This window comes from Micromonospora sp. ATA51 (assembly GCF_016802855.1).
In the GTDB taxonomy this organism is placed as follows: Bacteria; Actinomycetota; Actinomycetes; order Mycobacteriales; family Micromonosporaceae; genus Micromonospora; species Micromonospora sicca.
Genome location: NZ_JAEVHJ010000144.1, coordinates 1 through 15,637, shown reverse-complemented (window position 1 = coordinate 15,637; position 15,637 = coordinate 1). Strand labels below are relative to the sequence as shown.

The 15,637-nt window shown below is 74.9% G+C and carries 16 protein-coding genes and 3 pseudogenes; 4 read left to right on the top strand and 15 right to left on the bottom strand.

Features of this window, described 5'->3' with window-relative positions; genetic code table 11:
- On the top strand, nt 1-700 hold a 700-nt coding region (locus tag JNW87_RS21460; protein WP_238454277.1), incomplete at its 5' end, for an RDD family protein.
- Complete coding sequence (gene hisC / locus JNW87_RS21455) at nt 697-1,800, top strand: histidinol-phosphate transaminase (protein WP_109800336.1); 1,104 nt, start codon at nt 697-699, stop codon at nt 1,798-1,800. The genes JNW87_RS21460 and hisC, both read left to right, overlap by 4 nt.
- Before the next feature lie 23 nt (nt 1,801-1,823).
- Here hisC and JNW87_RS21450 read toward each other — a convergent pair whose 3' ends face one another.
- The 5 genes from JNW87_RS21450 to JNW87_RS21430 form a co-directional block, all read right to left on the bottom strand.
- Entirely contained in the window at nt 1,824-3,074 is a 1,251-nt protein-coding gene (locus tag JNW87_RS21450; protein ID WP_109800337.1) for a PQQ-binding-like beta-propeller repeat protein, read from the bottom strand.
- A 110-nt stretch (nt 3,075-3,184) separates the two neighbouring features.
- Nucleotides 3,185-3,667 (bottom strand): SRPBCC family protein, encoded by a 483-nt coding sequence (locus JNW87_RS21445; RefSeq protein ID WP_238454276.1) that lies wholly within the window; start codon nt 3,665-3,667, stop codon nt 3,185-3,187.
- A gap of 107 nt (nt 3,668-3,774) precedes the next feature.
- Nucleotides 3,775-3,984, bottom strand: a complete 210-nt coding sequence (locus JNW87_RS21440; RefSeq protein ID WP_109800339.1) for a DUF397 domain-containing protein — start codon at nt 3,982-3,984, stop codon at nt 3,775-3,777.
- Between the two features lie 152 nt (nt 3,985-4,136).
- Complete coding sequence (fahA, locus tag JNW87_RS21435; RefSeq protein ID WP_238454275.1) at nt 4,137-5,336, bottom strand: fumarylacetoacetase; 1,200 nt, start codon at nt 5,334-5,336, stop codon at nt 4,137-4,139.
- Entirely contained in the window at nt 5,333-6,190 is an 858-nt protein-coding gene (locus tag JNW87_RS21430; RefSeq protein WP_109800341.1) for a hypothetical protein, read from the bottom strand. Before JNW87_RS21430 ends, fahA begins: the two co-directional genes overlap by 4 nt.
- 94 nt (nt 6,191-6,284) lie before the next feature.
- On the opposite strand from JNW87_RS21430, the pseudogene JNW87_RS21425 reads away from it, so the two are divergent.
- Nucleotides 6,285-7,450: pseudogene (locus JNW87_RS21425) on the top strand (homogentisate 1,2-dioxygenase).
- A gap of 64 nt (nt 7,451-7,514) precedes the next feature.
- Here JNW87_RS21425 and JNW87_RS21420 read toward each other — a convergent pair.
- The 5 genes and pseudogenes from JNW87_RS21420 to JNW87_RS21400 all read right to left on the bottom strand — a co-directional run bounded on the left by JNW87_RS21420 (nt 7,515) and on the right by JNW87_RS21400 (nt 10,602).
- Nucleotides 7,515-8,540 carry a tetratricopeptide repeat protein gene (locus JNW87_RS21420; protein ID WP_109800343.1) on the bottom strand — a complete coding sequence of 342 codons (1,026 nt, stop codon included), beginning with the start codon at nt 8,538-8,540 and terminating at the stop codon, nt 7,515-7,517.
- Nucleotides 8,541-8,624: 84 nt separating this feature from the next.
- Nucleotides 8,625-8,735 (bottom strand): annotated as a pseudogene (locus JNW87_RS21415) (CGNR zinc finger domain-containing protein); the annotation flags it as partial.
- A 132-nt stretch (nt 8,736-8,867) separates the two neighbouring features.
- Nucleotides 8,868-9,353, bottom strand: a complete 486-nt coding sequence (gene ispF / locus JNW87_RS21410) for a 2-C-methyl-D-erythritol 2,4-cyclodiphosphate synthase (protein ID WP_109800344.1) — start codon at nt 9,351-9,353, stop codon at nt 8,868-8,870.
- A gap of 13 nt (nt 9,354-9,366) precedes the next feature.
- Entirely contained in the window at nt 9,367-10,062 is a 696-nt protein-coding gene (gene ispD, locus JNW87_RS21405) for a 2-C-methyl-D-erythritol 4-phosphate cytidylyltransferase (RefSeq protein WP_238454274.1), read from the bottom strand.
- A gap of 54 nt (nt 10,063-10,116) precedes the next feature.
- Nucleotides 10,117-10,602, bottom strand: coding sequence for a CarD family transcriptional regulator (locus JNW87_RS21400; protein ID WP_089012187.1), 486 nt, complete (start codon nt 10,600-10,602; stop codon nt 10,117-10,119).
- 327 nt (nt 10,603-10,929) lie between these two features.
- Between JNW87_RS21400 and JNW87_RS21395 the strand changes: the two genes are divergently transcribed.
- Nucleotides 10,930-11,661, top strand: a complete 732-nt coding sequence (locus JNW87_RS21395) for a hypothetical protein (protein WP_109800346.1) — start codon at nt 10,930-10,932, stop codon at nt 11,659-11,661.
- 8 nt (nt 11,662-11,669) lie between these two features.
- Here the strand turns inward: JNW87_RS21395 and JNW87_RS21390 are convergent, their stop codons facing one another.
- The 5 genes and pseudogenes from JNW87_RS21390 to JNW87_RS21370 form a co-directional block, all read right to left on the bottom strand.
- Nucleotides 11,670-12,239, bottom strand: coding sequence for a hypothetical protein (locus JNW87_RS21390; protein ID WP_109800347.1), 570 nt, complete (start codon nt 12,237-12,239; stop codon nt 11,670-11,672).
- Between the two features lie 142 nt (nt 12,240-12,381).
- Complete coding sequence (locus tag JNW87_RS21385) at nt 12,382-13,431, bottom strand: type III polyketide synthase (protein ID WP_109800348.1); 1,050 nt, start codon at nt 13,429-13,431, stop codon at nt 12,382-12,384.
- 41 nt (nt 13,432-13,472) lie between these two features.
- Nucleotides 13,473-14,641: pseudogene (locus JNW87_RS21380) on the bottom strand (acyl-CoA dehydrogenase family protein).
- Between the two features lie 43 nt (nt 14,642-14,684).
- Nucleotides 14,685-15,458, bottom strand: a complete 774-nt coding sequence (locus JNW87_RS21375) for a methyltransferase domain-containing protein (protein ID WP_109800350.1) — start codon at nt 15,456-15,458, stop codon at nt 14,685-14,687.
- On the bottom strand, nt 15,437-15,637 hold a 201-nt coding region (locus tag JNW87_RS21370; RefSeq protein WP_238454273.1), incomplete at its 5' end, for a hypothetical protein. The genes JNW87_RS21375 and JNW87_RS21370, both read right to left, overlap by 22 nt.

Here is a 15,637-nt window from a genome sequence, read left to right as displayed (position 1 = left end):
GCGCTGGCCGGGCCCGGGGTACGCCCCCGGGCCGGGACACCCGCAGGGGCCGCCGCCCGGCTGGCCGTACCCGACCTGGCCGGGGCGGCCGCCCGAGCCGCGGCCGCACGGGCTGCCGCTGGCCTCGTACGGCGTCCGCCTGGTCGCCCGCCTGATCGACTTCGGCGCCGTGTTCCTGCTCAACGCCGTGGTCAACGGCTGGTTCGTCTGGCGGTACGTCGAGGAGATCTCGCCGTACCTGCGGGAGTCGGTGCGCCGGTCGCTTTCCGGCAACACCTCCACGGAGGGGCTGCCCCAGCCGGGCGAGCAGGCCGCCGGGCTGCAGATCGCCATCCTGCTGATCGCCACCGCGCTCTGGTTCGCCTACGAGGTGCCGTCGATGGCGGCCCAGGGCCAGACGTTCGGCAAGCGGGTGATGCGGGTGCGGGCGGTCCCGACTGAGGCCGACCAGCCGCTCGGCTTCGGCCGGGCGACCCGGCGGTGGAGCACCCTCGGCCTGCCCACCCTGCTCTGGTACTGCTGCGGTTTCGGCCTGCTGCTCCAGTTCGTCGACGCGGTCTCCCCGCTCTTCGACCACCCGCTGCGCCAGGCGCTGCACGACAAGCGGGCGCAGACCGTCGTGGTGCAGGTGCCCCGCGCCACGCCCGACACCCGTACCGCCCCGCACGACCGCGCCAACCACCCGGGAGACACACCATGACCGACACCGGACGTCACCAGCCGCCGCTGCGGCTGACCCGCGCCGACCTCGACGCGCTGCCGAACTACGTGCCCGGCCGGAGCCCGGCGGACCTGGCCCGCGAGCTGGGCCTGCCCGAGGCGATCAAGCTGGCCAGCAACGAGGTGCCGTACGGCCCGCTGCCCGGCGTGGTGGAGGCGGTCGCCGAGGCGGTGGCCGGCTCGCATCGCTACCCGGACATGGGCGTGGTGGCGCTGCGCCAGGCCCTGGCCGACCGGTACGGCGTGGACGCCGACCGGATCGCCACCGGCTGCGGCTCGGTGGCGCTGGCCGAGCACCTGGTCCGGGCCACCTGCCTCCCCGGCGACGAGCTGCTCTACTCGTGGCGGTCGTTCGAGGCGTACCCGATCATCGCGGCGACCAGCGGCGCGACCAGCGTGCGGGTGCCCAACGACGCCGGGCACGGCCACGACCTGGCCTCGATGGCCGCGGCGGTGACCGACCGGACCCGGATGATCCTGGTCTGCAACCCGAACAACCCGACCGGCACCGCCGTCCGCAAGGCCGAGCTGGACCGTTTCCTCGACGCGGTGCCGGACGACGTGCTGGTGGTGATCGACGAGGCCTACCGGGAGTTCGTCACCGACCCGGAGGTGCCGGACGGCCTGACCTACCTGGACCGGCCGAACGTCGTCGTGCTGCGCACCCTGTCGAAGGCGTGGGGCCTGGCCGGGCTGCGGATCGGCTTCCTGGTCGCCGCCCCGGAGGTGGCCGCCGCCGTCCGCAAGGTCGTCACCCCCTTCTCCACCAGCATGGCCGCCCAGGCCGGCGCCCTTGCGGCGCTGGCCCAGGCCGACGAGGTGGAGCGCCGGTGCGCGCTGGTGGTCTCCGAACGGGACCGGGTCACCGAGGCGCTGCGCAAGTTCGTCCCGGACGTGCCGGCCAGCCAGGCCAACTTCGTCTGGCTGCCGCTCGGCGACCGGGCCGTCGAGTTCGGCAAGGCCTGCGAGGCGCGCGGCGTGATCGTCCGGCCGTTCGCCGGCGACGGGGTCCGGGTCACCATCGGCACCCCGGGGGAGAACGACGCCTTCCTCGCCGCCGCCGAGTCGGCGCTGGCCTGACATCCCCGCTGCTCGCCGCGACCTTATGTCGCGGCGAGCAGCACGGGCTCGGCCGTCAGGAAGTACGCCTGGTCATCCGAGTCCGGGCCGGCGCCCTTGCGGAGCCGTTCCAGGGCGAGGTAGCCGTCCGCCGCGTACGCCCGCCCGGGCACCCAGGCCACCCCGTCGTGGCCGATGTCCATGGCGAAGCGGGACCGCTCGGCGCCGGTGCTCGGATCGAGGGTGACCAGGTCGTTCCGCTCGGTCAGCAGGTGCACCCGACCGGGCTGCACCGCGATGATCCGCACCAGGCCCAGGTCGGCCCGCCGCCACAGGTCCTCGCCGGTCCGCGCCGACCGGCCGGTCAGCACCCCACCGGTGCTGCCGACGGCCCGCTCGCCGGCGAGTTCGGCGTCCGGCCCGTTCAGGCCGGGCGCGGCGACCGGGTCGCCGGCCCCGACCAGCCAGCCCCGGCCGGCGTCGTCCCCCGACCCCGCGGTCCGCAGCCCCCGGCACGCCGAGTGCCCGTCGACGCAGCCCACCGGGGTCACCACCAGCCCCCTCCCGCCGCCGGGGGGGTGCCAGCGGGTGCGGACCGCTCCGGTGGCCGCGTCCCGGAACTCGACCGTCGTCGGCATGGCGCAGCCGTCGACCGCGATCAGCGCGCCGGTGGCCGTGGTCCCCACGTCGGTACGGCAGTCGCCCGCGTCGACCCGCCAGAGCTGCCGGCCGTCGGCCAGGGCGTACCCACCCACCTGCCGCCGACCGGCGGCCACCAGCACCGCGCGACCGTCGGCGGTACGCGTGACGTGCAGCCCCGCCGGGTCCCAGACCGTCGACGCGAAGGTACGCCGGGGCTTCGACACCGGTCCCGGCTCCGGCCCGTCCGCCCGCCAGGCGACCCGCCCGGTCCTTGCGTCCAGCGCCACCACTCTCCCGTCGGACCAGCGGCTGACCACGGTCACCCCGCTGGCCAGCACGCCGACGAGCTTGGCCGGCCAGCGCCGGTACGACCAGAACGGGGTGACCCGGTGCTTCCCGTCGACCGGCTGGTCGGCGTACACCTGGCGGGTCCCGGCGTAGACCCGGAGCCGGCCGTCCACGATCAGCGGCGCCACCGGCAGCCGGCCGATCACCCCCACGGGCGGGGTCGCCGCCGGCGGGTACGCGGCCCGGGCCGGCGTGATCACCTCGGCGGGAGCAAGCACGCGGTAGACGATGGCGGCGACCACCGCGACGGTGAGCACCGCCGCGACCGCCACCGTGATCCGCCGCCGCCCCTCGGGCAAGCCCATGCCGCACCTCCGCCCGGCACCCTACCCAGCGGGACCCCCCGCATCCCGGTCAGGTCGAGCCGGCGGAGCCGCGTCGGCGGGTCGGGCGGCCGCCAGGCGGGGCCGGCGGGTCAGGCGGCCTCGGCGGAGGAGGCCGGTGTGACGGCGCGGGTCAGGTCGGCCAGGTCACGCCGGAGGGCGCCCTCGACCGCGCGGGCGGCGAGGCCGCCGAGGATCAGGGCCAGCACCCGGCCGTACGGGGCGGTCGGCACGGCCTCCTGCTCGACGGTGACCTGGGTGCAGCCGCGTCGGCGCCGCTCGACCGTCCGCAGCGTCCAGGTGATCCGGTAGTCCACGCCGGCCCCCCGGGAGCTGAGCACCAGCCGGTGCGGCGCGACCGCCTCCACCACGAGAAACTCCTCGGACTGCTCGTCGCCGCCCGGGCGGACCCGGGTCTCCCGCCAGGCGGTGCCGGCGGCGAGGGCCCCGGTGGTGAGCACCTCCACCGCGCCGACGGCGGAGAGCCAGTCGGCCCGGGCGGAGAGGTCGGTGAGGAGCCGCCAGACGTCGACGTCCCGCGCTTCGATGAATGCGGTAACCGTCACCGTCGACATGGCACCTCCCGTGTCGTCCACGGTACGGCGCGTGAACGCGAAACGGGGAGCCCTCGGTGACATTTCCGCCACCGGTGCCCCGGGCGGGGCACCGGGGAACGGGTCGGTCAGCGCCGGAACGCCCCGGCGCGGATCGCGCTGACGAACGCCGTCCAGCCCGGTGGGCTGACCGCGAGCGTCGGCCCGGACGGGTCCTTCGAGTCGCGTACCCCGACCACTCCGTGCACGGCGACCACGTTGGCCGCCACCTCCACGCAGAGACCCTGGTCGTTGGAGCGACTGCTGGTGCGCCAGACGGCGCCGGTGAGCTCGGTCATCCTCGTTACCTCCTGTCCGCTCGCGCGCCACGACCGGCCGCGGACGGCTCGTGGCGTCGGAATCCGCGACGATCAACGCGGAATGCGCGGTCCCCGGTCGCACCCGCTGTGCGACCGGGGGCGACCGGGGAACGGTGGACGACGGGACCGGCTCAGCGGGCGGGGAGGATGCTCCCGGTGACGTCGCCCAGGGCGATCGTGGTGCCGTCCGGGCCCGGCGCGGTGGCGGTGATGGTGACCGTGTCGCCGTCCTCCAGGAACGTCCGGGTGCCACCGTCGGCGAACTTGACCGGCTCGGCGCCGCCCCAGGTCAGCTCCAGGAACGAGCCGACCTGGCCGCGGTCCGGGCCGGACACGGTGCCGGAGGCGTAGAGGTCGCCGGTACGCAGCGACGCGCCGTTGACGGTGAGGTGGGCGAGCTGCTGCGCCGGCGTCCAGTACATGGTGGCGAAGGGCGGCCGGCTCACCCGCTCGCCGTTCCACTCGACCGACAGCCGGAGATCAAGCCCGAGGTGCGGGGTGTCGTGCAGGTACCCCTGCACCGGTGGGTCCTGGTCGGGGGCGGGCACGAAGGCGTCGGCCAGCGCGTCCAGCGGGGTCACCCAGGCCGAGACCGAGGTGGCGAAGGACTTGCCGAGGAACGGGCCGAGCGGCTGGTACTCCCAGGCCTGGATGTCGCGGGCGGACCAGTCGTTGACCAGCACCACACCGAAGACGTGGTCGGCGAAGTCGGCCACGGAGACCCGATCGCCGAGCGCGCTCGGCATCCCGACCACGAAGCCCACCTCGGCCTCGATGTCCAGGCGTACGGAGGGGCCGGTGGTCGGGCCCTGCGCGCTGGCCCGCTGGCCACGGGGGCGGACGACCGGGGTGCCGGAGACCACCACGGTGCCGGCCCGGCCGTGGTAACCGATCGGTAGGTGCTTCCAGTTGGGCAGCAGGGGCGGCTGGCCGGGGCGGAAGATCTGCCCGACGTTGGCCGCGTGGTGCTCGGACGAGTAGAAGTCGACGTAGTCGGCGACCTCGAACGGGAGCAGCAGCTCCACCTCGCGCAGCGGGACCAGCAGCGGCTCCACCGCCGGCCGGTGCGTCTCGTCGGTGAGCAGCTCGGTGACCCGCTGCCGGACGGCCGTCCACTGGGGGCGGCCGAGGGCCATGAAGTCGTTCAGCGTGGGCCAGCCGAGCGCCCCGGCGGCCAGCACCAGGTCCGCCGCCTCGGCGCCGGCCAGGTCCAGCACGAACTTCCCGATGCGTACGCCGATCCGCGGCTCCTGCCCGCCGCGCCGGAACACGCCGTACGGCAGGTTCCGCACCCCGTACGGCGAACCGTCGGCACCCGTCACCCAGGTCATTCGTCGTATCCCCCGTTCACCAGCCCCAGCCGGATCAGATCGGTCAGTGGTTCCTCAATGCTGCACGAGCCGTACCCGATCCAGAGCGGACGCTCCGTCTCGCGGTCGGCCCGCGCCCGCTCCACCAGCCGGACCGGGTCGGTGGCGGCGAGCAGCTCAGCCACGACGTCCACCTCGGCGTCCTCGGTGGCGGCGAGCGTGGCGGCGAGCACGTTGACGAAGCCGTGGTGGGTGAAGCCGGTCTCCGGGTCCCGGTGCCGCACCGCGTGGTGCAGCCCGGCGGTCAGCTTGAACGGCAGCCTCCGGTCCCGGCAGGCGCAGATCACCGCGGCCAGCTCGATCGGCGTCGGGAAGAGCTCGGCGGCCAGTCCGCCGGTGCGGAACTTCGCCGCGACCCGCAGCCCGCCGGCCCGCGCCCCGGCGACCGCGTCCAGCGCCCCCATCAGCCCGAAGGTCAGCGGGATCTCCGCGTACACGGGGATGGCGCCCAGCCGCTCGGCGAGCTTCACCAGCTCGGCCAGGCCCGGCTGCGGGTCCTCGCCACGCTTGGCGACCGCCGCCTCGACCTGGCGGACGGTGATCCGGGGATCGGCCTCGGCGAGCGCCGCGTCGAGCTGGCCGATCGGCACGTCGCCGATGACGCCGACCGCCACCGGCTCGTCCGGGCCGAGCAGGTCGGGCAGCTCCGGCAGGGTCGAGGCGGGCAGCAGCAGCGGGCCGACCAGGTCGGCGTACCAGGCGGTGCGGTGCCGCCGGTGGGCGCCCACCGCGTCGGGCAGCGCGGCGCTGCCGGGCGGGAAGACAGCGGCGTCGTCGACGAGACCGGCGAAGAGTCGGGGCACGTGCGTTGACACGAGACAAGAACTTACGGGACGCTACAAGGAACGGACAACAGCGTCCGATTATCGGACGCAATCGGCCGGAGAACGGGACATATCGGGAGGCGAGATGCCGTACTACCGCAGCGTCGGTGAGCTGCCGCGCAAGCGCCACACCCAGTTCCGCCAGCCCGACGGCAGCCTCTACGCCGAGGAGCTGGTCGGTCAGGAGGGCTTCTCCTCCGACTCGTCCCTGCTCTACCACCGGCACGCGCCGACTGCGATCACCGCCGCCGAGGAGTTCACCCCGCCCGCCTTCACCCGGGTACCCAACCTGCCCCTCAAGCCCCGCCACCTGCGCACCCATAAGCTCGACGGGGCCGGCGCGGACCCGGTGCTCGGCCGGCAGTACCTGCTCGCCAACGACGACGTCCGGATCGCGTACGTGCTGGCCGACCGGCCCTCCCCGCTGTTCCGCGACGCCACCGGCGACCACTGCCTCTACCTGGAGTCCGGCTCGCTGCGGGTGGAGTCCCCGTTCGGCGTGCTGGACGCGGTGGCCGGCGACTACGTCATCATCCCCACCTCGACCATCCACCGGCTGGTGCCCACCGGCGACGAGCGACCCGGCTGCTGGCCGTCGAGGCGACCGGCCACATCGGCCCGCCCAAGCGCTACCTCTCGGTACGCGGCCAGTTCCTAGAGCACGCGCCGTACTGCGAGCGGGACGTCCGGGGGCCGGACGCGCCGCTGCTGGTCGACGGCACCGACGTCGAGGTGCTGGTCCGGCACCGTCGCGGTTGGACGAGGTACGTCTACGCCAACCACCCGTTCGACGTCGTCGGCTGGGACGGGCACCTGTACCCGTGGGCGTTCTCCATCCACGACTTCGAGCCGATCACCGGCCGGATCCACCAGCCGCCGCCCGTGCACCAGACCTTCCAGGGCCCGAACTTCGTGATCTGCTCGTTCGTGCCGCGCAAGGTGGACTACCACCCGGACGCCATCCCGGTGCCGTACAACCACCACAACGTCGACTCCGACGAGATGCTCTTCTACACCGGCGGCAACTACGAGGCCCGGCGCGGCTCGGGCATCGAGCAGGGCTCGATCTCGCTGCACCCGTCCGGCTTCACCCACGGCCCGCAGCCGGGCGCCGCCGAGCGCTCGATCGGCGTCGACTTCTTCGACGAGCTGGCCGTCATGGTCGACACCTTCCGGCCCCTCGACCTCTGCGACGCGGCGTCCGCCTGCGAGGACGACGGCTACGCCTGGACCTGGGCGCGACGCGCGTAGTCGCGGTCGGGGTGGTCACCGTCCCCAGGTCGGTCGCCGTCCAGGGGCTGCTCTCGGCCACCGGTCAGCGCAGGGAACGGGAGAAGACCGCGAGCTCGGCCAATGAAGCGGCGACGATCGCGGCGACCAGCGGCCACGGCGTGCCGACCAGCGCGTAGAGCAGCAGCAGCACCGGCCCGGCGGCCACCGCGTAGAGCGCCCACGCCAGGGTCCGGTCGGAGCGCAGCAGGCCGGGCAGGATCGCCCGGACCAGCCCGGGCACCCGGGTCGCGTGGCGCCACACCACCAGCGCCCCGCCGAGCGCGGCCAGCGCCGCGAAGACCCGGGAGAGGCCCGGCCCGCCCGGGGCCAGGAAGGCGACCAGCACGGTGGCGACCAGCGACCAGCCGGCGCCGTAGAGCAGCAACCGGCGCAGACCGTCCGCGATCGTACGCCCGGAGTCCGTCCCCGCCGGATCCATCACGGCCGCCTCGACCAGGTGCTCCAGCGCCTCGGCGTAGCGGCGCTGCTCCAGCCGGATGACGCCCATGTCGTGCCGGGCCACGGCCAGTTCCGGGTCCAGCCGCAGCGCCTCCCGGTAGGCCCGTTCGGCGAGGTCGTACACCTCGAGCCGGGCCGCCACCAGACCGAGCACCAGGTGCGCCTGCGGCTCCTCCGGGGCCAGCTCGACGCCCCGCCAGGCGGCGTTGAGCGCCTGCTGCCCGTTGCGCGAGCCGGCCAGGATCGCGGCGGCGCTGCGCTGCGCGTACGCGTCGGTCGGGCCGAGCGCCAGGATCTCGTCGGCGGTCCCCGCGGCGGCCCGGAACTCCCGCAGGTCGGCCAGCGCGAGCCCGCGCGCGACCAGCGGCGGTACGGCGCCCGGGGCGGCGGCGACGGCGGCCTCGGCAGCCGTGAGCGCCTCGGCGGACCGGTCGGCGGCCAGGTGCACCCGGGCCAGCATGGTCAACGCCGCGGCGTTCGCCGGGTCCATGGCGATGGCCAAGCCCAGCTCACCGGCCGCCTCGTCGTAGCGGCTCAGCTCGGCGAGGAGCTGCGCGCGCTGGAGGTAGCCGTCGGCGGCGGACTGGTCGGGGGACGCGTCACTCGACATCCCGGCGAGCCTAGCTGGCCTCCCCGGGGAACGCCGACCACCGCCGGTCCGGCCGGACCGCGTCCGGGCCCCCGTGCAGATCGGTCAGGCGCTGTGGCAGGGCGACTGGGCGACCGGCCGACCGCAGGTGCCCAGGCTGCACCAGCGTCGAAGGCCGCTCTCGTCCAGGAAGAGCCAGCCGCAGCGCTCGTCCGGGCAGGTCCGGACGGTGAACCGGCGCGGATCGGAAGACCATCACCATGCTCCACGGCACGACGCACAACGTCTGCACCGACGTGGACTGAGCCGTGTGGACGGTCGGGGGCCCGGGTGACCGGGTCCCCGGCGTCAGACCGTCGACGCCTCGTACACCAGGGCCACCGCGATGCCGGTGAGCCCCTCGCCGCGGCCGGGGAAACCCAACCCGTCGGTGGTGGCGGCGGAGACGGTGACCGGGGCGCCGACGGCCGCGGAGAGGACCCGCTGCGCCTCGTCGCGGCGCGGACCGATCTTCGGCCGGTTGCCGATCACCTGGACCGAGACGTTGCCGATCCGGAAGCCGGCCGCGCGGACCCGCCGGGCGCTCTCGGTGAGCAGCGCCACCCCGGACGCGCCGGCCCACTCGGGCTGATCGACGCCGAAGTTGGCGCCCAGGTCGCCGAGGCCGGCCGCGGAGAGCAGCGCGTTGCAGGCGGCGTGCGCGACCACGTCGGCGTCGGAGTGGCCGGCCAGGCCGTCCTGGCCCGGCCAGTGCAGGCCGGCGACCCAGCAGGGTCGGCCGGCCTCGAAGGCGTGGACGTCCGTGCCGATGGCCACCCGAGGAACGATCATGATCCGAGGGTACGCGTCAGGCCCCGGCCGCCAGCAGATGCTCCGCGAGGGCCAGGTCGAACGGTCGGGTGATCTTCAGGGCGTGCTCGGAGCCGGGCACGCAGACCACCGCGACGCCCTGCTTCTCGACCAGGCCGGCGTCGTCGGTCAGCGGGTCACCCGCCGCGGCGTGCCCGGCCGTCAGCACGGACCGGCGGAAGCCCTGTGGCGTCTGCACGGCCCGCAGCGCGGACCGGTCGACCGTGCCGAGGACCCGCCCACCGGCGTCGACCTCCTTGATCGTGTCGACCACCGGCAGGACCGGGATCACCGCGTCGTGCCCGGAGCGGACCGCCTCGGCCACCGACTCGACCAGGTCGGGTGGGATGAGCGCGCGGGCCGCGTCGTGCACCAGGACGATCTCCGGGCCGGCCGGGACGGCGGCCAGCGCGGCCGCCACCGAGGCCTGCCGCTCCGCGCCGCCGGGCACCACGATCACCGGAGCCACCGGGGCGAGCATCGACCGGACCGACTCGACGTCTGCCGCCGGGGCGGCCACCACGATGGTGTGCACGGACGGGGCGGCCGCGATGCGGCGTACCGCGTGCACCAGCAGCGGCTCGCCGGCCAGCGGCCGGAGCGCCTTGGGCGCGCCCGGGCCGAGGCGTACGCCGGCGCCCGCCGCAGGAACGAGGACCGCGACGTCACCGCGCGGATTGAGCTGCGCGGTCACGTCGCGGTCCTCGGATTTCTTTGCTACGGGGTGGGTACGACGATGCTGCGGGGACTAGGCCTCGCCCAGCACCTTGTCCAGCAGCGACTCCGCCTCGTCCTTGGTGCTCTTCTCCGCCAGCGCGACCTCACCGACGAGGATGTCGCGGGCCTTGGCGAGCATCCGCTTCTCGCCCGCGGACAGGCCCCGCTCCCGCTCCCGGCGCCACAGGTCGCGGACGACCTCGGCGACCTTCAGCGGGTTACCGGAGGCCAGCTTCTCCAGATTCGCCTTGTAACGCCGCGACCAGTTGGTCGGCTCCTCGGTGTGCGGTGCACGGAGCACGTCGAAGACCTTGCCCAGGCCCTCTTCGCCGACCACCTCGCGCACACCCACGATCTCGGCGTTCTCGGCGGGCACCCGGACCGTCAGGTCACCCTGCGCGACCCTCAGGACGAGGTACTGCTTAGGCTCGCCCTTGATGACCCGAGTCTCGATTGCCTCGATGAGTGCGGCCCCGTGGTGGGGGTAAACAACGGTCTCGCCGACACTGAAAACCATAGGTTCGAAACCCCTTTCGCTGTGTCTAGGGTAACACGCTCAGGCACCGATGTCTCACCGCTGTCCTGACCGTTGGCGCAGCTCAGGGGCCCTGTGAGAGGTATTTCTTCAGCTTGACAGGCGGTCAAACCGATGGTTTCAACACGCTCCGTGACCAACGGATGACAACCCGGTACGGGTGATCGGAGCGTCCATATCTAGGGCAATGCGCTCCTCCATGGTATCCCGCCGATCCAAGCTGCGCCCAGGTGTAGCGGTACGCCGGTCGGTGCGGGACGCTGGAGGTGGACACGACGTCCGCTCACCGCGACGGTTCCTGGGGGTCCGATGGGCATGCCTGACGCAGAAGGCCACGGGCCATCGGACGGGCTGCCCGACCTGCCCCCGGAGTGGGGTCGGGTGGTCGTACCGGACGACGCCTCGGCGCTCGCCGAGGAGGCCCGCCAGCTCCGCCGCGAGCTGCGCCGGTCCCGGCGCCGGGCCGCCTGGCACCGCCGGCTGGGCCTCACCCGGAGCCCGGACGGCCTGCCCGCGCTCGGCCTCCCGGTGCTGATCCTCCTGGTCGCCGTCCTGACCACCCTCGGCGGGCTGGCCGCGGTCACCTGGCCCCGGTCGTCCCGCTCCGGCGGAAGCCCGACGGTGGTCCCCTACCCGACGGCGGCCCCGGGGCCGGTCGGGCCGCTCCCCGCGCTGGACCTGGTCGACGCCGAGGACTCGCCGGTGCCGCTGCGCGCCCTGCTGCCGGCGGTGATCCTCCTCGTGGACGCCTGCACCTGCACCGAACGGATCGCCGAGGCGGCCGGCGCCGTGTCGCCGGGCGTCACCGTGGTGACCGTGGCCGGCGGCCGGGAGGCCCGCCCCGCCCCGTCGACGGCGGGAGCGCCGGTACGCGCCCTGGCCGACCCGGCCGGCGGCCTGCGCGCGTACCTCCACCTGCCCGCCCGCCCCGGCGCCGCCACCGCGTTGCTGGTGGACCGGGAGAGCAACCTGGTGCGGGTCGTGCCGGTGCTGAACAGCGTCGAGGAGTACCGCGCCGACCTGGCTCGCCTCGCCGGCTGACCGGTGGCTCAGGACAGCACGGACAGGTGGGCATCCAGGTCGGCCGGACCGTCGTCCGCGGTGAACCGCACCTCGAGTGTTCCGCCCACGGCGGTGAGTCGCAGCAGCACCGGCGGTCCGCCGCAGTCGGCGCGCTCCTCCGGCGCACCGTCGGCTCCCGCGACCTGGATCGTGACCGGGCCGCTGCCGACACAACCGGCCACCAGGAGGTACCGGCCGCCCATCTCCGCCCCGGTCTGCCGGACCAGGGGCGGGCCGCCCTGCGACAGGTGGGACCGATCCGCCCAGATGGTCTCCGACCGCTCGGGCGCTCCCGCCGCGCCGGACTCCCGGTGGAACACCAGCGGCTGGTCCGGGTCGGCCACCGGCCCCTCCACGAGGTGACCGTCCTCGGCATCGACGACCACCCGGAGCAACCCCGCCGGGGCCGGGCTGGGTGCCGCCGAGCTGACCGCCGCCGACACCGGGCCGATGGCCGGCGCCGCCTGCCGCCACCACCAGGCCCCGGCGACCACGGCGGCCAGGGCCAGCCCGGCCAGCAGCCCACCCCGCCACCGGTCGTCCGTCCGCGCGTCCATGCGGCGAGCCTAGTCTCCGGTCGGACCCGCGTCCGGCCACTGGCAGCGACCAGGGTCGATCCGCCCGGCGCGATCCGGTCGGCCCGGGGACCCCGGGCGGTGCGTCCCGCCACGGACAGCGGGCTCGCCGGCCGGGGCGGGGTCAGGCGTCGCGTTCGAGGAGGGCGGCGTACAGCGTCAGGCCGGGGCCGAACGCCAGCATCACGATCCGGTCCGGTGGCGCGGGCGCCCGGAGCAACCGGTCCAGGATCAGCAGCACCGTCGGCGAGGAGCAGTTGCCGTGCTCGTCCAGGACGGCCCGGGAGGCCGCCAGCGCCTCCGGTGGCAACGCCAGCTCCCGTTCCACCACGTTGAGGATGCGCGGGCCGCCCGGATGCACCGCCCAGCCGTCCACCTCGGACGACGTCCGGCCGTGCCGGGCCAGCAGGCCGTCGACCAGGCCCCGCACGTGGCGGGAGAGCACCTGCGGGACCTTCGGCGACAGCCCCATCCGGAAGCCGGTGTCCGTCACGTCCCAGGTCATGTGGTCGGCGGTGGAGGTGTCGGTGACCGAGGCGACCTCGCGCAGCGCGTACCCCCGGCCGCCGGGGACGACCACCGCGGCGACCGCGGCGTCCGAGAAGAGGGCGTGCGAGACGATCTGCTGGGTGTCCACCCGCGCGCCGGCGGGTTGGATGTGCAGGCTGGTCAGCTCGGCGCAGAGCAGCAGCGCCGGCCGCCCCCGGGCGGTGACGAAGTCGCCGGCCGCGCCGAGCCCCGGCAGGGCCGCGTAGCAGCCCATGTGCCCGACGAACATCCGCTGGGCGTCCGGGGCCATGCCCAGGTCCCGGGCGAGCAGGATGTCCAGCCCCGGGGTCGCGTACCCGGTGCAGGAGCAGACCACGAAGAGCCCGACGTCCCCCGCGTCCAGACCGGCCGCGGTGAGCGCCCGGCCCACCGCCTCCTTGCCCAGCGGCAGGGCCTCCACCTGGTACCGCCGCATCCGTCGCTCGGTCGGCCAGTCCGAGACGTCCTCCAGCAGCGGATTGACCGCCGCCTGCCGCCGGGACACCCCTGAGTTGGCGAAGATCCGCTCGGCCAGCGCCCGGGTGGTGCCGGAGAAGTGCTTCGCGAAGAAACCCTCCCAGAGCTCGTCCTGCGCGGCGGCCGGCGGTTGCGCCGTACCCAGACCCGCGATCACCGGCACGGCCATCTCCCCCACCTCTCGTCGTGCTCCCCCTGCACCCTCACGCTTCACCAACGAGGAGCGGAGCCGTCGCGGTCCGGGTCGCCGCCCAGCGTTGCGATGCCCAGCCAGTCGGCGCAGACGTCGGACGTCGCCGGGTGCAGCGAACCGCACCGGGCGTCCCGGTAGAGCCGTTCCAGCGGGTGTCCCCGGCGGGTCGCCGAGGTGCCCGCCGCCTCCAGCATGGACGCCGCCACCTCGGCGGCGGTGGTGCCGGCGAGCAGCTTGGCCCGCCACACCCAGCGGTTCGTCTCCGCGTCGCCGGACGCCTCGTCGACCCGGCGGGCCGCCTCCGCGACCACCAGTCCGGCCGCCGCGACCGCCGCGTCGCCCGGCCCAGCCGGGCCCGGACCGCCGGCAGGCCGGCGAGGTTGCGGGCGTTCAGGTGCTCGGCGGCGGCGTCGATCGCCGCTCGGGCGACCCCGACGTAGACGGCGGCGTAGCTGGCCACCAGCCAGTGCGGCATCAGCTGGGCGACCACCAGGGCCAGCCCCTCGACCCCACCGAGCAGCCGGTCGCCCGGGACGGTGACGTCCAGGTGCAGGTCGTGCGACGAGGTGGCGCGCATGCCGAGGGAGTCCCAGGTGGGCTCCACGGTCAGCCCGACGCCGGCCGGCACCAGGAACTGGGAGACCACCGACTGGTCGGCGACGCTGCGGGCGGCCACCAGGTAGCCGTCGGCGTGCCCGGCGCCGGAACAGAACGTCTTGCTGCCCTTGAGCCGCCAGCTGCCCCCGTCGACCGGCTCGTAGACGGTGCTGAGCTGGGACAACCGGGCGCCCGCGCCGCGTTCGCTCATCGCCACCGCGTACCAGGAGCCCGCCGCCGCCGCGCGGAGCAGCCGGTCCCGGGCGGCCAGCGCCTCCTCCGGTACGCCCAGCGCCTCGGCGAGTTCCTCGGTGACCGCGCCGAGCGCGCCGGTGACCGAGGCGTGCATGTTGAACACCAGGGCGGTCGCACCGTTGCCCCGGGCCAGCTCGGTGGCGACGGCGGCGTACTCGGCGAAGGTGGCCCCCGCCCCGCCCAGCTCGCGGGGCACCATCAGCCCGAAGAGCCCGGCCTCCCGCAGGTCGGCGAAGTCGTCGACCGGGAAGGAACCCTCCCGGTCGTGCTCCGCCGCCCGGGCGGCCAGTCGCGGCGCCAACCGGCGGGCCGCCTCCAGCGCGTGCACAGTCATGTAGCCCCCTTCTCGGCGTCCCCTTTACCCCGGGCGGCCCCGGCTACCCGCCCCGGAGCCCACGGCCCTGGTACAGCACCGCGGTGGAGCGGGTCGGCACGATCCGCGGCTCGCGGCCTCCGTCCGTCCCCACCGGACGGCCGGCGGGTCCACCGCGCATCCGCCGCAGCAGCCAGCCCAGCGTGCCCCGCAGCTCCGGGCGGATGCCCCGCAGCCGCAGCTCGACGCCGTGTCGGGCGCACTCGGCGACCAGCTCGCAGGCGTCCACGAACAACCGTGGATCGTGGATGCCGCGCGGCACGGTGGGCAGCCGCTCGCCGATCTCCACCGCGACGAGCCGGGCCAGCGGCGTGTCGTTGAGCGTGTCCAGCACCAGCAGGCCGCCCGGGCGCAGCAGCCGGCAGGCCTCGGCGACCGCGCGCCGCCAGTCCGGCACGTGCTCCAGCAGCTCGCCGGCGGAGACCACGTCGGCGCAGCCGTCGGCCAGCGGTACCGCGGTGGCGTCGGCGTTGACCGCGGTCACCCCGTGCGCGGCGGCCTGCGCCAGCGCGGACCGGGTGAGGTCCAGCCCGACGTGCCGGTAGCCCTTCCCCGCCAGGTGCGGCGCGAGCAGGCCGGCGCCGCAGCCGAGGTCGACCAGGACCGCGCCGGGCCGGGACGCCGGGGGGACGAGTGCGGCCCGGGCCCGGGCCAGCCAGTGCAGCATCGCGAAGGCGCCGTCCGGCCGCCACCACTCGTCGACGAGGTCGTCGTACTGGCGGGGGTCGTTGGGCGGCAGCACGCGGGGTGGGATGGTCACCGGGGCCGCGTCTCGCATGGACCGAGCGTGGCACGACTCCCCGGTAACGACCAGACTTCCCTCATGTCGTCAACGGTGCTAGTGCTGGTCAGGGCGAGCCACTCGCCGATGGCGCCGCCGAGGAAGGCGTGGTCACGAGAGCGCGCACCGAGGTCCCACCGTTCCCACAGCGACGTCGCGCCGTTGTCGATCCAGTA

What these genes read in the sequence shown, in the direction of transcription:
- JNW87_RS21385 (WP_109800348.1), bottom strand. Translation starts at nt 13,431, where the DNA reads ATGGCCGTGCCGGTGATCGCGGGTCTGGGTACGGCGCAACCGCCGGCC.
- JNW87_RS21445 (WP_238454276.1), bottom strand. Translation starts at nt 3,667, where the DNA reads ATGTCGACGGTGACGGTTACCGCATTCATCGAAGCGCGGGACGTCGAC.
- JNW87_RS21395 (WP_109800346.1), top strand. Translation starts at nt 10,930, where the DNA reads ATGGGCATGCCTGACGCAGAAGGCCACGGGCCATCGGACGGGCTGCCC.
- JNW87_RS21400 (WP_089012187.1), bottom strand. Translation starts at nt 10,602, where the DNA reads ATGGTTTTCAGTGTCGGCGAGACCGTTGTTTACCCCCACCACGGGGCC.
- JNW87_RS21450 (WP_109800337.1), bottom strand. Translation starts at nt 3,074, where the DNA reads ATGGGCTTGCCCGAGGGGCGGCGGCGGATCACGGTGGCGGTCGCGGCG.
- hisC (WP_109800336.1), top strand. Translation starts at nt 697, where the DNA reads ATGACCGACACCGGACGTCACCAGCCGCCGCTGCGGCTGACCCGCGCC.
- JNW87_RS21375 (WP_109800350.1), bottom strand. Translation starts at nt 15,458, where the DNA reads ATGCGAGACGCGGCCCCGGTGACCATCCCACCCCGCGTGCTGCCGCCC.
- JNW87_RS21420 (WP_109800343.1), bottom strand. Translation starts at nt 8,540, where the DNA reads ATGTCGAGTGACGCGTCCCCCGACCAGTCCGCCGCCGACGGCTACCTC.
- JNW87_RS21390 (WP_109800347.1), bottom strand. Translation starts at nt 12,239, where the DNA reads ATGGACGCGCGGACGGACGACCGGTGGCGGGGTGGGCTGCTGGCCGGG.
- fahA (WP_238454275.1), bottom strand. Translation starts at nt 5,336, where the DNA reads ATGACCTGGGTGACGGGTGCCGACGGTTCGCCGTACGGGGTGCGGAAC.
- JNW87_RS21440 (WP_109800339.1), bottom strand. Translation starts at nt 3,984, where the DNA reads ATGACCGAGCTCACCGGCGCCGTCTGGCGCACCAGCAGTCGCTCCAAC.